Origin of the sequence: Dactylosporangium sp. NPDC005572 (assembly GCF_040605515.1) — a bacterium.
Taxonomy (GTDB): Bacteria; Actinomycetota; Actinomycetes; order Mycobacteriales; family Micromonosporaceae; genus Dactylosporangium.
In genome coordinates this window covers 110,698-126,266 of record NZ_JBEXCY010000007.1, presented here as the reverse complement: position 1 = coordinate 126,266, position 15,569 = coordinate 110,698, and the positions used below count along the sequence as shown (strand labels likewise).

12 protein-coding genes and 1 pseudogene are annotated in these 15,569 nt (G+C 69.9%); all 13 read left to right on the top strand.

What is annotated here, in order from left to right:
• Positions 1-82: 82 nt before the first annotated feature.
• Positions 83-3,034, top strand: a pseudogene (gene uvrA, locus ABZS66_RS06010) (excinuclease ABC subunit UvrA); the annotation flags it as partial.
• 346 nt (positions 3,035-3,380) lie between these two features.
• Positions 3,381-3,896, top strand: a complete 516-nt coding sequence (locus ABZS66_RS06005; RefSeq protein WP_354755597.1) for a Rieske (2Fe-2S) protein — start codon at positions 3,381-3,383, stop codon at positions 3,894-3,896.
• Positions 3,897-4,012: 116 nt separating this feature from the next.
• Positions 4,013-4,447, top strand: coding sequence for a Rieske (2Fe-2S) protein (locus ABZS66_RS06000; RefSeq protein ID WP_354755595.1), 435 nt, complete (start codon positions 4,013-4,015; stop codon positions 4,445-4,447).
• An 84-nt stretch (positions 4,448-4,531) separates the two neighbouring features.
• Positions 4,532-6,517, top strand: a complete 1,986-nt coding sequence (uvrC, locus tag ABZS66_RS05995; RefSeq protein ID WP_354755594.1) for an excinuclease ABC subunit UvrC — start codon at positions 4,532-4,534, stop codon at positions 6,515-6,517.
• Positions 6,518-6,527: 10 nt separating this feature from the next.
• Entirely contained in the window at positions 6,528-7,427 is a 900-nt protein-coding gene (rapZ, locus tag ABZS66_RS05990; RefSeq protein ID WP_354755592.1) for an RNase adapter RapZ, read from the top strand.
• Positions 7,428-7,506: 79 nt separating this feature from the next.
• Complete coding sequence (gene yvcK / locus ABZS66_RS05985; RefSeq protein WP_354755590.1) at positions 7,507-8,628, top strand: uridine diphosphate-N-acetylglucosamine-binding protein YvcK; 1,122 nt, start codon at positions 7,507-7,509, stop codon at positions 8,626-8,628.
• Entirely contained in the window at positions 8,619-9,599 is a 981-nt protein-coding gene (whiA, locus tag ABZS66_RS05980) for a DNA-binding protein WhiA (protein WP_354755589.1), read from the top strand. Before yvcK ends, whiA begins: the two co-directional genes overlap by 10 nt.
• 315 nt (positions 9,600-9,914) lie before the next feature.
• Positions 9,915-10,919 (top strand): type I glyceraldehyde-3-phosphate dehydrogenase, encoded by a 1,005-nt coding sequence (gap, locus tag ABZS66_RS05975; protein WP_354755588.1) that lies wholly within the window; start codon positions 9,915-9,917, stop codon positions 10,917-10,919.
• Entirely contained in the window at positions 10,916-12,103 is a 1,188-nt protein-coding gene (locus ABZS66_RS05970) for a phosphoglycerate kinase (protein WP_354755587.1), read from the top strand. Before gap ends, ABZS66_RS05970 begins: the two co-directional genes overlap by 4 nt.
• A 3-nt stretch (positions 12,104-12,106) precedes the next feature.
• Positions 12,107-12,895 carry a triose-phosphate isomerase gene (gene tpiA / locus ABZS66_RS05965; protein ID WP_354755586.1) on the top strand — a complete coding sequence of 263 codons (789 nt, stop codon included), beginning with the start codon at positions 12,107-12,109 and terminating at the stop codon, positions 12,893-12,895.
• 212 nt (positions 12,896-13,107) lie between these two features.
• Positions 13,108-14,790, top strand: a complete 1,683-nt coding sequence (locus ABZS66_RS05960) for an ABC transporter substrate-binding protein (RefSeq protein ID WP_354755584.1) — start codon at positions 13,108-13,110, stop codon at positions 14,788-14,790.
• 49 nt (positions 14,791-14,839) lie between these two features.
• Positions 14,840-15,097, top strand: coding sequence for a preprotein translocase subunit SecG (gene secG, locus ABZS66_RS05955; protein ID WP_354755582.1), 258 nt, complete (start codon positions 14,840-14,842; stop codon positions 15,095-15,097).
• Between the two features lie 123 nt (positions 15,098-15,220).
• Positions 15,221-15,559 carry an RNA polymerase-binding protein RbpA gene (locus ABZS66_RS05950; RefSeq protein ID WP_354755581.1) on the top strand — a complete coding sequence of 113 codons (339 nt, stop codon included), beginning with the start codon at positions 15,221-15,223 and terminating at the stop codon, positions 15,557-15,559.
• Positions 15,560-15,569: the final 10 nt, after the last annotated feature.

Sequence of the window (15,569 nt, the reverse complement as noted above, 5' to 3'; positions counted from 1 at the left end):
AAAGTGTCATACCCCCTGGCTAGAGTTGTCGGCTGGCACCGGGACGGTGTTCGAACCGGACAAATCACTGCCAAGGGGTAGCATGTCGGACCGCTTGATCATCCGTGGCGCACGCGAGCACAACCTCCGCGACGTCAGTCTCGACCTGCCGCGCGACGCGATGATCGTGTTCACCGGGCTGTCCGGCTCAGGCAAGTCGAGCCTGGCGTTCGACACGATCTTCGCGGAGGGCCAGCGGCGCTACGTCGAGTCGCTCTCCTCCTACGCGCGACAGTTCCTCGGCCAGATGGACAAGCCCGACGTCGACTTCATCGAGGGCCTGTCCCCGGCGGTGTCCATCGACCAGAAGTCGACCTCGCGCAACCCGCGCTCAACGGTCGGCACCATCACCGAGGTCTACGACTACCTGCGGCTGCTGTTCGCGCGCGTCGGCGAGCCGCACTGCCCGGTCTGCGGCGAGGCGATCACCAAGCAGACCCCGCAGCAGATCGTCGACCGGGTCCTCGCCATGGACGAGGGCACCCGCTTCCAGGTGCTCGCGCCGGTCGTGCGCGGGCGCAAGGGGGAGTATGTCGACCTGTTCAGCGAGCTGCAGTCGAAGGGGTATGCGCGGGCCCGGATCGACGGCGTCGTGCACCCGCTCACCGAGCCGCCGAAGCTGAAGAAGCAGGAGAAGCACACCATCGAGGTGGTCGTCGACCGGCTCGCGGTGAAGGCCAGCGCGAAGCAGCGGCTCACCGACTCGGTCGAGACCGCGCTCAAGCTCGCCGCCGGCATCGTCATCCTGGAGTTCGTCGACCTGCCCGAGGACGACGAGCACCGCGAGCGGCTGTTCTCCGAGCACCTCGCGTGCCCCAACGAGCACCCGCTGTCGATCGAGGACCTGGAGCCCCGGTCGTTCTCCTTCAACGCGCCCTACGGCGCCTGCCCCGACTGCACCGGCATCGGCACCAAGAAGGAGGTCGACCCAGAGCTGATCATCCCCGACCCGGAGCGCACGCTGCGGGAGGGCGCGGTCGCTCCGTGGGCGACGGGCCACACCCTCGACTACTTCCTGCGCCTGCTGGAGGCGCTCGGCGACGAGGAGGGCTTCAACCTCGACACGCCGTGGCGGGCGATCTCCTCCCGCGGGCAGAAGGCGATCCTGCACGGCTCCGAGGATCAGGTCCACGTCCGGTATCGCAACAAGTACGGCCGTGAGCGCTCCTACTACACCGGCTTCGAGGGCGTGGTGCAGTGGATCGAGCGGCGGCACTCCGACACCGAGAGCGACTGGTCGCGCGACAAGTACGAGGGGTATATGCGCGACGTGCCCTGCCCGACCTGCGGCGGCACGCGGCTCAAGCCCGAGATCCTGGCGGTGACCATCGCCGGGCACAGCATCGCCGACGTCTGCAACCTGTCCGTGGGCGAGTGCGCCGACCTGCTCGGCGCGATGGAGCTCAACGACCGGCAGAAGATGATCGCCGAGCGGGTGCTCAAGGAGATCAACGCGCGGCTGCGGTTCCTGGTCGACGTCGGCCTCGACTACCTGTCCCTCGACCGGGCGTCGGGCACGCTGTCCGGCGGCGAGGCACAGCGCATCCGGCTCGCCACCCAGATCGGCTCCGGCCTGGTCGGCGTGCTCTACGTGCTCGACGAGCCGAGCATCGGCCTGCACCAGCGGGACAACCACCGGCTCATCGAGACGCTGGTCCGGCTGAAGAACCTGGGCAACACGCTGATCGTCGTCGAGCACGACGAGGACACCATCCGCACCGCCGACTGGATCGTCGACATCGGGCCGGGCGCGGGCGAGCACGGCGGCCGGGTCGTGCACAGCGGGCCCTACCGGGACCTGGTCACGGCCGAGGAGTCGGTGACCGGCGCCTACCTGGCGGGCCGCAGGAGCATCCCGACGCCGGAGATCCGCCGGCCCCGCACCCCGGGCCGTGAGCTGGTCGTCGTCGGCGCGCGCGAGCACAACCTGCGCAACCTGACCGTGCCGTTCCCGCTGGGCCAGTTCGTCGCGGTGACCGGCGTGTCCGGGTCCGGCAAGTCGACGCTGGTCAACGACATCCTGCACGCGGTGCTGGCGAACACGGTCAACGGCGCGCGCATGGTGCCCGGCCGGCACACCCGGATCACCGGGCTCGACCAGGTGGACAAGGTCGTCGGCGTCGACCAGTCGCCCATCGGCCGCACCCCGCGGTCCAACCCGGCGACCTACACGGGCGTGTTCGACAACATCCGCAAGCTGTTCGCCGAGACGACCGAGGCGAAGGTCCGCGGCTACGGCCCCGGCCGGTTCTCGTTCAACGTCAAGGGCGGCCGCTGCGAGGCGTGCGCCGGCGACGGCACGATCAAGATCGAGATGAACTTCCTGCCCGACGTCTACGTGCCGTGCGAGGTGTGCAAGGGCGCGCGGTACAACCGCGAGACCCTCGAGGTGCACTACAAGGGCCGCACGATCGCGGAGATCCTCGACATGCCGATCGAGGAGGCCGCGGGCTTCTTCGAGGCGATCCCGGCGATCCACCGGCACCTGAAGACGCTCAACGACGTCGGCCTCGGCTACGTGCGGCTCGGCCAGCCGGCCCCGACCCTGTCCGGCGGCGAGGCGCAGCGCGTGAAGCTCGCGTCGGAGCTGCAGAAGCGGTCGACCGGCAAGACGGTGTACGTGCTGGACGAGCCGACCACCGGCCTGCACTTCGAGGACATCCGCAAGCTCCTGCTGGTGCTCCAGAGCCTGGTCGACAAGGGCAACACGGTCATCGTCATCGAGCACAACCTCGACGTGATCAAGGCGGCCGACTGGCTGATCGACATGGGCCCCGAGGGTGGCCACAAGGGCGGCATGGTCGTCGCCGCGGGCACGCCCGAGGAGGTCGCCGACCTCGAGGAGAGCTACACCGGCCAGTTCCTGCGCCACGTCCTGGGCCTGGAGGGCCCTGCGACCAACGCCGACACCTCGGCCCGCGACCGGGCGGCGAAGGCCAACGCGGCCCGGGGCACCGAGGCGGCCCCGAAGAAGTCGGTGTCCGCCCGCAAGGCGGCCCCCGACCCGGTCGACCCGCCCGCGGAGAAGGCCCGCGCGACCAAGTCGACCGGCCGCGCGGCGAAGTCCACGACCGCGGCGAAGTCGACCGCGGCGGCCAAGACGACCGCGGCCGCCAAGACGACCGCGGCGCGCAAGGCGCCGGCGCGGAAGGCGACCACGAAGAGCTGACCCGCGCCTGCCCGGCGCGCTGACCGGCCCACCCGAGCCGAACGGGGTGGGCCGGTTTCGTCGTTCCCGGGAACCGGCGGCCGGGGTGCGCGCTCGAAGGCCATAGCCAGGCGGCTCGAAGGTGGCGCTGCTACCCTCGCCGCTTGGCGAGGCCTGATCACAGGAGGACTGGGTGCCAGTTCAGGACCGATTCAATCCCTGCGCCGCGCGGCGGGCGCTGCTGCTCGGGGCCGGCGCGTTGGGCGTCACCGTCGTCGCCGGGTGCGGCGGCGACCCCGCGGAGCCGGCCGCGAACGGTGGAGCGACCAGCCCGGCGGCTGCCGGCAGTACCAGTGGAGCCACCAATCCTTTCGACAACACCGGCGCACCGACCCAACCCGGCGAGGCCGCGCCACCAACCGGCGCGCTCGTGGCGACGAAGGAGGTCCCCGTCGGCGGCGGCGTGATCGCGAAGGACACCGTGCTCGTCGTGCAGCCGAAGCAGGGCACGTTCAAGGCGTTCAAGGCGGCCTGCCCGCACCAGGGGATCATGGTCGACCCGCCAACCACGGGCGACTCCGTCATCAACTGCCCCGGGCACAACTCGCAGTTCAAGGTGGCCGACGGCAGCCTGGTGCGAGGTCCGGCGTCCCGCGGGCTCAACGGCGTGCCCGTGAAGGTGCAGGACGGCTACGTCGTCGAGGTGTAGCTACATCACGCCGAGATAACGGATTTCTGAGGTTTTGTTGAGCATTGAACCGAGCGAACCAATATGGGGGTAGTTCTCGGCGTAGCCAGCGGGCCACGATCATTAGAGGAGAGCCTATGAGTGACACGACCCGCCGTGCGGTGCTTGCCGGAGCGGCCGGCGTTACGGCCGTGACGGTGCTAGCTGCGTGTGGAGACGATGACAGCGACAGCGGATCGTCGGGGAGCGACAACGGCGGCAGCACCGGTGGTGCGGCGGCCGGCGGCGTCCTGGCGACCAAGGCCGACATCCCGGTCGGTGGAGGGAAGATCTTCACCGACGGTGGTGGAGTGGTCGTCACCCAACCGGCGTCGGGCCAGTTCAAGGCCTTCAGCTCGATCTGCACGCACCAGCAGTGCGTGGTGTCCGAGGTGTCGGACGGTTCGATCCACTGCAAGTGCCACGGCAGCGCGTTCTCGGCGGCCGACGGGTCGGTGAAGACCGGCCCGGCGACCAAGGCGCTGGAGGAGAAGCAGCTCAAGGTCGAGGGCGACAACATCTCGCTGGCGTAAGGGAACGTCGCGGGGTCGGCCGAGAGGGGGCGGCCGGCCCTGCCCCTCCGGGTTTTGTCGTACCTCCCGACTAGTCTCGGAACCGTGCCTGACCCGTCCACGTATCGTCCCGCCTCCGGCACCATTCCGGACTCGCCCGGGGTCTACCGGTTCTATGACCCGTCGGGCCGGGTCATCTACGTGGGCAAGGCCAAGTCGCTGCGGCAGCGGCTCAGCTCCTACTTCGCCGACGTGTGGACGCTGCACTCGCGCACCCAGCAGATGGTCACCACCGCGTCGCGGGTCGACTGGGTCGTCGTCGGCACCGAGGTCGAGGCGCTCCAGCTGGAGTTCAACTGGATCAAGGCCTATGACCCGCGGTTCAACGTCCGCTATCGCGACGACAAGAGCTATCCCTATCTCGCCGTCACGCTCGACGAGGCCTATCCGCGGCTCCAGGTGATGCGCGGCGCGAAGCGCAAGGGCGTGCGCTATTTCGGGCCCTATGCGCACGCCTGGGCGATCCGCGAGACGCTCGACCTGCTGCTGCGGGTGTTCCCGGCGCGCACCTGCTCCTCGGGCGTCTTCAAGCGGGCGGGGCAGATCGGCCGGCCGTGCCTGCTGGGGTATATCGGGAAGTGCTCCGCCCCCTGCGTCGACCGGGTGAGCGAGGCCGAGCACCGGCAGATCGTCGAGGACTTCTGCGACTTCATGGCCGGCAAGACCGACACGATGGTCCGCAAGCTGGAGCGCGAGATGTATGCGGCCAGCGACGAGCTCGACTTCGAGCGGGCCGCCCGGCTGCGCGACGACCTGGGGGCGCTGCGGCGCGCCATCGAGAAGCAGGCGGTCGTGCTCGGCGACGGCGTCGACGCCGACGTCGTGGCGTTCGCCGACGACCCCCTGGAGGCCGCCGTCCAGGTGTTCCACGTGCGCGGCGGGCGGGTCCGCGGCCAGCGCGGCTGGGTCGTGGAGAAGACCGAGGACCTGACCGCCGGCGACCTGGTCCACCACTTCTGCAGCCAGATCTACGGCACGGAGGCCGGCGCCGACTCCGCCGACCTGCCCAAGGAGCTGCTGGTCCCGGAGCTGCCGGCCGACGTCGACGCGCTCGCCGACTGGCTGTCGAAGCTGCGCGGCAGCCGGGTGGCGATCCGCGTCCCGCAGCGCGGCGACAAGAAGACCCTCGCGGAGACCGTCGCCCGCAACGCCGAGCAGGCGCTCCAGCAGCACAAGCTGCGCCGGGCCGGCGACCTGAGCACGCGCAGCAAGGCGCTGGAGGAGATCGCCGAGGCGCTCGGCATGCAGACGGCGCCGCTGCGCATCGAGTGCTATGACGTGTCCCAGATCCAGGGCACCGACGTGGTCGCCAGCATGGTCGTGTTCGAGGACGGGCTGTCCCGCAAGAGTGAATATCGGCGGTTCGCCATCAACGGAGCCAGCGACGACGTGTCGGCGATCTCGGAGGTGCTCCGGCGGCGGTTCGCGCGCTATCTCGACGCGAAGGTCGAGCTCGACGAGCTGACCGGCGGCGAGGAGGACCCGTCGCGGCCGGGCATCGACCCGACGACGGGCCGGCCGCGCAAGTTCGCCTATCCGCCGCAGCTGGTGGTCGTCGACGGCGGTCAGCCCCAGGTCAACGCGGCCGCGCAGGTGCTGCTCGACCTGGGCATCGACGACATCGCGATCTGCGGCCTCGCGAAGCGGCTGGAGGAGGTCTGGCTGCCCGACGACGAGTTCCCGGTGATCCTGCCGCGCGCCTCCGAGGGCCTGTATCTCCTCCAGCGCGTCCGTGACGAGGCCCACCGGTTCGCCATCACGTATCACCGGCAGAAGCGCTCGAAGCGCATGACCACGTCCACGTTGGACGGTGTTCCGGGCCTCGGCGAGATCCGCCGCAAGGCCCTGCTGCGGCACTTCGGTTCACTCAAACGGCTGAAGGCGGCGAGCATCGAGGAGATCGCCGAGGTCCACGGCATCGGCCGCCGCACGGCCGAGGCGATCCTGACAGCGCTGAACGGTGACGGCCCGGCACCCGCGCAAGAGGGGCAAACCGACCGAGCGGCGGGGGCGGAAGGCGTCACGACATAGACTCGACCGCGTGGTGAGCGAAGAGGGGGAGCCGGTCGCGCCTGACCGGACGACGACCGACCTGGTCATCGTCACGGGCGTGTCCGGCGGTGGGCGCAGCACGGTCGCCCGGGCTCTGGAGAACGTGGGGTATTACGTCGTCGACAACCTGCCGCAGGCGTTGTTGCTCGACATGGCCGAGCTGGCGTACCAGGCGCGGGGGGCCGCCCGGCGTACGGCAATGGTGCTCGACGTGCGCAGTCACGCGTTCTCGACCGACCTTCCGGGTGCGGTCAAGGCGCTGCGCGAGCGGGGGTTCAACCCGCGCATGGTGTTCGTCGACGCGGACGACGAGGTGCTCATCCGGCGGTTCGAGAGCGTGCGCCGATCACACCCGCTGCAGGGCGCGGGGCGGCTGTCCGACGGGATCGCGGCCGAGCGCAAGCTGCTCCAGGAGGCCCGGGAGCAGGCCGACGTCCTCATCGACACGAGTCATCTCAACGTCAACCAGCTCCGCGGCCGCATCGAGGAGATGTTCGGCGAGGAGGACACGACCCAGATCCGGGTGACGGTGCTGTCCTTCGGGTTCAAGTACGGGCTGCCGCCGGACGCCGACTTCGTGCTCGACGCGCGGTTCCTGCCGAACCCGTACTGGGTGCCCGAGCTGCGTGAGCACACCGGCCGGGAGACGGACGTCAGCCGGTACGTGCTGGGGCAGCGCGGGGCGGTGACCTTCGTCGAGACCTACGCGCGGCTGATCAACGCGACGGCGCCGGGCTTCGAGCGCGAGGGCAAGCGGTATCTCACGATCGCCGTCGGCTGCACCGGCGGCAAGCACCGCAGCGTGGCCATCGCCGAGGAGCTGGCCCGCCGGCTGCGCGAGATGCGGCTCGCGGCGTCGCCGCAGCACCGCGACCTGGGGCGCGAATGACCGGTCCGGAGCGCAGCGGAGGGGCCGGACATCGGGAGCACAGTGTGACGTCGTGCGGCCGGAGCGAAGCGGAGGCCGCATGACCGATCCGGTCCCGGTATCGCCGGCAGCGCGGCCGGCGACGCCGCTCGACCCGTTGTCTTTCCACGACGTCGGTGGACTGCCCGACGTCGAGTCGAGCGTCGAGCGTGGTGTGGAGGGGTTGTTGGCAGAGGCGGCGGCAATCGTGGCCGGGGACGGGCGGCAACCCGTGCGGGTGGTGGCGTTCGGGGGCGGGCACGGGCTGTCCGCGACCCTGCGGGCGCTGCGCCGCCTCCAGGCCGACGTGCCGCTCGACATCACCGCCGTCGTGACCGTCGCCGACGACGGCGGGTCCAGCGGGCGGCTGCGGCAGACGCGCGACATCCTGCCGCCCGGTGACCTTCGCCAGGCCCTGGCCGCGCTCGCCGACGAGACCGCGATGGCCGAGCTGTTCCAGCACCGGTTCGACGGCGCCGACGACATCGCCGGGCACCCGGTCGGCAACCTCGTCCTGTGCGCGCTCATGGAGCTGGCCGGCGACCCGGTCGCGGCGCTCGACCAGGCGGCCGCGATGCTGCGGTGCGGCGGGCGGGTACTGCCGATGTCCCGGCAGCCGCTGCACATCGAGGCCGACCTGTCCGACGGTGGCGAGGTCGTCACCGTCCGGGGTCAGCACGAGGTGGCCGTCACCGCGAAGACCATCGACCGGGTGCGGTTGACGCCCGCCGCGCCGGCGGCGTGCGCGGAGGCGGTCCTTGCGACGGAGCGCGCGGACTGGCTGCTGTTCGGGCCGGGGTCCTGGTTCACCAGCGTGATCCCGCATCTGCTGGTGCCCGGGCTCGCCGACGCGATCCGGACCAGTGCCGCGAAACGGCTGGTCACATTGAACCTCGCCGCGGACAGCGAAACTGCGGGATTGACGCTGCCGGAACACCTGGCCGCACTGGATCGTTACCTACCTGGGTTACAGGTCGATGTAGTTCTTGCTGACGGGAAAGCCGTAGGCGACCCCGAACCGGTCCATCGTGCGGCAGAATCGCTTGGTGCACGTCTGGTGCTGGCGCCGGTGGCCGTCGTCGACGGGTCCCCTCGGCACGATCCGCTGGCACTCGCGGCAGCTCTGGAGCCGCTGATCCGTAGGGAACTCGAAATCCGCGAGGTGACGACAGAATGGCGATGACCGCTGCGGTCAAGGACGAGCTGAGCCGAGTTGACGTGGCGAAACCCTGCTGCCGGCGGGCCGAGATGGCCGCGCTGCTGCGCTTCGCCGGCGGACTGCACATCGTCTCCGGCCGCGTGGTCGTCGAGGCCGAGCTGGACACCAACGCCGCCGCCCGCCGGCTGCGGCGCGAGGTGTCGGAGGTGTACGGGTACCAGAGCGAGATCCATGTCCTCGCCTCCGGCGGCCTCCGCAAGGCCAGCCACTTCATCGTGCGGGTGGTCAAGGACGGCGAGGCGCTCGCCCGGCAGACCGGCCTGCTCGACGTCCGGGGGCGTCCGGTGCGCGGGCTCCCGCCGCACGTGGTCTCGGCCAACATGTGCTGCGCCGTCGCCGCCTGGCGGGGCGCGTTCCTCGCCCACGGCTCGCTCACCGAGCCCGGCCGCAGCTGCGCGCTGGAGATCACCTGCCCCGGGCCCGAGGCGGCGCTGGCGCTGGTCGGCGCGGCCCGGCGGATCGGCGTCACCGCCAAGGCCCGTGAGGTGCGCGGCGTCGACCGGGTCGTGGTCAAGGACGGCGACGCGATCGCGGCGCTGCTGACCCGCATCGGGGCCCACCAGAGCGTGCTGACCTGGGAGGAGCGCCGGGTGCGGCGCGAGGTCCGGGCCACCGCCAACCGACTGGCCAACTTCGACGACGCCAACCTGCGCCGCTCGGCCCGGGCCGCGGTCGCGGCCGCCGCGCGGGTCGCCCGCGCGATGGAGATCCTGGCCGACACGGCTCCCGAGCACCTGTTCAGCGCGGGCACGCTGCGGCTGGAGCACCGGCAGGCCTCGCTGGAGGAGCTGGGCGCGCTGGCCGACCCGCCGCTGACCAAGGACGCCATCGCCGGCCGGATCCGGCGGCTGCTGGCGCTGGCCGACAAGCGGGCCCGCGATCTGGGCATTCCGGACACCGAGTCCGCGGTCACCCCGGAGATGCTGGTGGGGTGATCCGCGGGGTGATCCGTGGCGCTACTTCCCGGGTGGTTCCCGGGGTGATTTGCAGGGTGAAACGAATCGGGAACGTGGCCTCGGACACCCCCGTGGGATCGTGACCGGTTCGAGACGATAGGGTTTTCCGTGTTCGGCGATGAGGCCGACTCGGGTCGCTCCTCGCTGTTCGATCGCCGCCGCGACACGCGGCCGGGCTCCTGTGTCACTGCGGGCCCGGACCGGCGGGACCAGGGTGGGCGAGCCATTAACACTCATCTGGCGCCCGGCATCGGCAAGGAAACCGGGCGCGACAAGGCGAGGAGATGTGTCGAAGTGACCATCCGGGTTGGCATCAACGGCTTCGGCCGGATCGGCCGCAACTTCTTCCGTGCGGCGCTGGCCAAGGGCGCCGACATCGAGGTTGTCGGCGTGAACGACCTCACCGACAACGCGACGCTGGCGCACCTGCTGAAGTACGACAGCATCCTGGGCCGCCTGCCCTACGAGGTGAAGGCGACCTCCGACGAGATCACGGTCAACGGCAAGACCTTCAAGGCGCTGGCCGAGCGTGACCCGTCGAAGCTGCCGTGGGGCGACCTGGGTGCCGACGTCGTGATCGAGTCGACCGGCATCTTCACCGACGCCGAGAAGGCCAAGGTCCACGTGGAGTCGGGCGCGAAGAAGGTCATCATCTCGGCGCCCGCCAAGAACGAGGACATCACCATCGTCCTGGGCGTCAACGAGGACAAGTACGACGCGGCGAAGCACACGATCATCTCGAACGCTTCGTGCACCACCAACTGCCTCGCGCCGATGGCGAAGGTCATCAACGACACGTTCGGCATCGAGCAGGGCCTGATGACCACCATCCACGCGTACACGCAGGACCAGAACCTGCAGGATGGCCCGCACAAGGACCTGCGTCGCGCCCGCGCCGCGGCCCTGAACGTGGTCCCGACCTCGACCGGTGCCGCCAAGGCGATCGGCCTGGTGCTGCCGGAGCTCAAGGGCAAGCTCGACGGCTTCGCGATGCGCGTGCCGATCCCGACCGGCTCGGCCACCGACCTCACGGTCAACCTGGCCCGCGAGGCGTCGGTCGACGAGATCAACGCCGCCGTCAAGGCCGCCGCCGAGGGCCCACTCAAGGGCATCCTCACCTACACCGAGGACCCGATCGTCTCGACCGACATCGTGACCGACCCGGCCTCCTGCATCTTCGACGCCGGCCTCACCAAGGTCATCGGCAAGCAGGCCAAGGTCGTCGGCTGGTACGACAACGAGTGGGGCTACTCGAACCGCCTCGTCGACCTCGTCACCCTGGTCGGCACCGGCCTGTGAAGACGCTCGACGACCTCTTGAGCGAGGGCGTCGCGGGTCGGCGCGTGCTGCTGCGCGCCGACCTGAACGTCCCGCTCGACGGGGAGAAGATCACCGACGACGGGCGCATCCGCGCGGTGCTCCCGACGCTGAACGAGCTGCGTGCGGGCGGGGCCCGGGTCACGGTCGTGTCGCACCTGGGTCGGCCCAAGGGCGAGCCTGACCCGAAGTACACCTTGAGTCCCGTGGCGAAGCGGCTCGAAGAGCTGCTCGGCACCTCCGTCGCCTTCGCGGCCGACACCGTCGGGGAGTCCGCGCAGGCGGCGGTCGCCGGCCTCGGCGACGGCGACGTGGCGCTGCTGGAGAACCTGCGCTTCAACAAGGGCGAGACCAGCAAGGACGAGGCCGAGCGGGGCGCGTTCGCGGCCCAGCTGGCCGCATTCGCCGACGTCTACGTCGACGACGCGTTCGGCGCGGTGCACCGCAAGCACGCGAGCGTCTACGACGTGGCCGGGCTGCTGCCGCACTACGCCGGCGGGCTCGTCGAGCGCGAGCTCGACGTGCTGTCGAAGCTGACCGGCGCGGCCGAGCGGCCCTACGTGGTCGTGCTCGGCGGGTCGAAGGTGTCGGACAAGCTGGCCGTCATCGAGGCGCTGCTGCCGAAGGTCGACAAGCTGCTCATCGGCGGCGGCATGTGCTTCACGTTCCTCAAGGCGCAGGGCCACGAGGTCGGCAAGAGCCTCCTTCAGGAGGAGATGGTCGACACCTGCAGGGACCTGCTCCAGCGGGGCGGCGACAAGATCGTCCTGCCGTCCGACGTCGTCACCGGCGACAAGTTCGCCGCCGACGCGACGGTCAAGACGGTCTCCGCCGCCGAGATCGGCGCCGAGGACCTCGGCCTCGACATCGGCCCCGATTCGGTGTCCGCGTTCGCGGCCGCCCTCGAGCCGGCGAAGACGGTGTTCTGGAACGGCCCGATGGGCGTCTTCGAGCTCGCGCCGTTCGCGGCCGGCACCCGGGGCGTCGCCGAGGCGATCACCAAGGTCGACGGCTTCACCGTCGTCGGCGGCGGCGACTCGGCCGCGGCCGTGCGCGCCCTCGGCATTCCCGAGGACGGGTTCAGCCACATCTCGACCGGTGGTGGTGCCTCCTTGGAGTACCTCGAAGGCAAGCAGCTCCCGGGCATCACGGCGCTGGAGGCCTGAGCGATGACCACCCCCCAGACGGGCCGCCGGCCGCTCATGGCCGGCAACTGGAAGATGAACCTCAACCACCTCGAGGCCATCGCGCTGGTCCAGAAGCTGGCCTTCAGCCTCACGGAGAAGCAGCTCAACGACGTCGAGGTGGTCGTGCTGCCGCCGTTCGTCGACATCCGCAGCGTCCAGACGCTGGTCGACGGCGACAAGCTGCTCATCGGCTACGGTGCGCAGGACCTGTCGCAGCACAACAAGGCCGGCGCCTACACGGGCGAGATCTCGGGTGCGATGCTGGCCAAGCTCGGCTGCCAGTACGTGGTGGTCGGGCACTCGGAGCGCCGGCAGTACCACAACGAGGACGACGCGCTCGTCAACGCGAAGGTCAAGACCGCCCTGGCCAACGGTCTCGCGCCGATCCTGTGCATCGGTGAGGGGCTCGAGGTGCGGGAGGCCGGCGAGCACGTGGGCTACACGCTCGCGCAGCTCGACGCCGGCCTGGAGAAGGTCAAGGCCGACGAGGTCGAGAAGATCGTCATCGCCTACGAGCCGGTCTGGGCGATCGGCACCGGCAAGGTGGCGACGCCGCAGGACGCGCAGGAGGTCATCGGCGCGATCCGCACCCGGCTGGCCGAGAAGTACTCCGGCGGCACCGCCGACCGGATCCGCATCCTCTACGGCGGCTCGGTGAAGCACGACAACGTCGCTTCGATCATCGAGCAGCCTGACATCGACGGCGCGCTCGTCGGTGGCGCCAGCATCGACGCGGAGGGTTTCGTCCGCATCTGTCGCCTCGGCAAGTAGCTGATTCTGGTTGGGGCCTATCGGCTCTGAACCCGGTCCAGCTAGCACTCGCGTCACCCAACGTCGCGCGGTCCTCACGGGCCGCGCGACGTTTGTCGTTCGGGCCACCCCAGGTTCCGCGGCGGCTGAATGCCGCCTAAAGTGGCCTGGTCCCGCCACGAGCGGGTGACGTAAGGACAAGCATGTTGTTCGGAACGCGCCGTCGTGCCATCGTGGCGGGTTCGATCGGTCTGACGCTGCTGGCGACCGCCGGGTGCAGCGACGCGGATGCGAAGAACCAGCCCCAGCCGCCCCGGACGGGCGGGACCCTACACGTCATCGTCAGCGCCAAACCGGCGCACCTCGACCCGCAGCGCATCGCGACGGCGACCGAGGCCAACGTCAGCCGACTCACCACGCGGACCCTTACGACCTTCAGGTCGGAGCCGGGTGCGGCCTCCAGCGAGATCGTCGGCGACCTGGCCACCGACGCCGGCCGGCCCAGCGAGGGCAACCGCGTCTGGGACTTCCAGCTCAAGGACGACGTCCGCTGGGAGGACGGCACGCCCGTCACCTGCGCCGACGTCAAGTACGGCGTGGAGCGCAGCTTCTCCAGCCTCTTCTCGGTCGCCCAGCCCTACGCGAAGACGTACCTCGCCGGCACCGAGACCTACACCGGCCCGTTCGTCGGCGGCAACAACGGCGGCAAGGGGCTCACCTCGGTCCAGTGCGTCGACCAGCGGAACATCAAGTTCACGCTGGCGCAGCCGGTCGGGGACTTCGGCTACACCGTCGCCATGTCGGTTTTCGCGCCGGTCCCGGCCAAGCAGGACACCAAGGACCAGTACGACAAGAAGCCCTATTCCAACGGGCCGTACAAGCTGCAGGAGGTCACCGACCAGCAGCTCGTGTACGTCCGCAACTCCTACTGGGACCGCAAGACGGACAGCGTCCGCAAGGCGTACCCGGACAAGATCGTGATCGACGCCAACGGCGACCTGCCGACCGTCACCTCGAACCTGATCCAGAGTGAGGGCGACTTCGCCGACACGATCGACCTGGACAAGAACGTCGCGCCCAACTTCGTGCAGCAGGTGGTCAACGACCCGGCGCTGTCGGCGCGGGCGGTCCAGGGCAGCTACGGCGGCATCCGGTACCTCGCGATCAACTCGAAGCGGATCCCCAACCTCGACTGCCGCCGGGCCCTCGTCTACGCCTTCAACAAGCGCAAGTTCCGCGCGGCTGCCGGCGGGTCGGTGTTCGGCGACTACGCGAACACGATCATCGCGCCGCAGCTCAAGGCCCACAAGGACTTCGACCTCTACGACAGCACCAACAACGTCGAGGGCAAGCCGGACGTGGCCATCAAGCTCATGGAGGACCAGCGCAACGCCGGCAAGCCGTGCGCGACCACGCTGACGTTGTCGATCCCGGAGCAGAAGGACATCCGCCGCCTCGCCGCGACGATGGTGGAGACGTACCAGCAGATCGGCATCCAGCTGAAGATCAACGGGATCGACCCGGAGACGTACTTCGACGTCATCGGCAACCCGGCCAACCAGAACGACCTGCTCTGGGCCGGCTGGATCCCCGACTGGGCGAACGGCTCCGCGGTCATCCCGCCGCTGTTCGACGGCCGCTTGATCCCGACCAAGTCGAACGCCACGAACAACCAGAACTACGCGCTCCTGAACGACCCCGCCATCAATGACGCGATCACCGCGGCCTTGGAGGAGTCGGTACCGGAGCGGCAGTACCGGCTGTGGGGCGAGCTGGACGAGAAGATCCAGCAGCAGGCGGTGTCCATCCCGATCATTTACATGAAGGCTCTTCGCATGGCGGGCAGCAACATCCGGGGCGGGTTCATCCACCCGCAGTTCGGGCAGCCCGATCTGTGCGCGCTCGGCCTCGCCTAGTAAGCTTGCCCAGCCTGACCCATCCGCCCACCGAGAGGACGACCGCGCCATGACGGCGTTCGCCTACACCCTCATCGTGCTGCTGATCATCACGAGTGGACTGCTCACCATGCTCGTGCTCCTGCACCGCGGCAAGGGCGGCGGCCTGTCGAGCATGTTCGGCGGCGGCGTCTCGTCGAGCCTCGCCGGCTCCTCGGTCGCCGAGAAGAACCTGGACCGTTACACGATCCTCGTCGGCATCGTCTGGTTCGCGTGCATTGTTGGACTTGGGCTTTGGCTGAAAATTGTCGAGAACGGTGGTGCCTGAGCAGCGCCGACGATTTACACTCATGCGCGCGGTTCCGTTCCGGAGCCGCGCGCAGGTGTTTTTCGCCCACACTCCTGCACTCCGCACGACGTCGCACCCCCCGACGAACAGGAGCGAGCAGCCGTGGCAGCTGGCAACGCCATCCGCGGAACCCGAGTCGGCTCCGGCCCTATGCGCTGGGCCGAGCGCGGCGAGCAGGCCCCTCGCCGCAGCGTCACCTATTGGTGCGCCAACGGCCACATGACCGAGCCGGCCTTCGCCGCCGAGATCACGCCCCCCACGACCTGGGACTGCCCGCGCTGTGGGCTCCCGGCGGGGCAGGACGAGCAGGCGCCGCCGGAGCGGCCGCGGGCCGAGCCGTACAAGACCCATTTGGCGTACGTGAAGGAGCGGCGCACCGACGCCGACGGCGAGGCCATCCTCCAGGAGGCCTTGGCCCGCCTCCGCCAACGCCGCTCCTGACACCTGACTC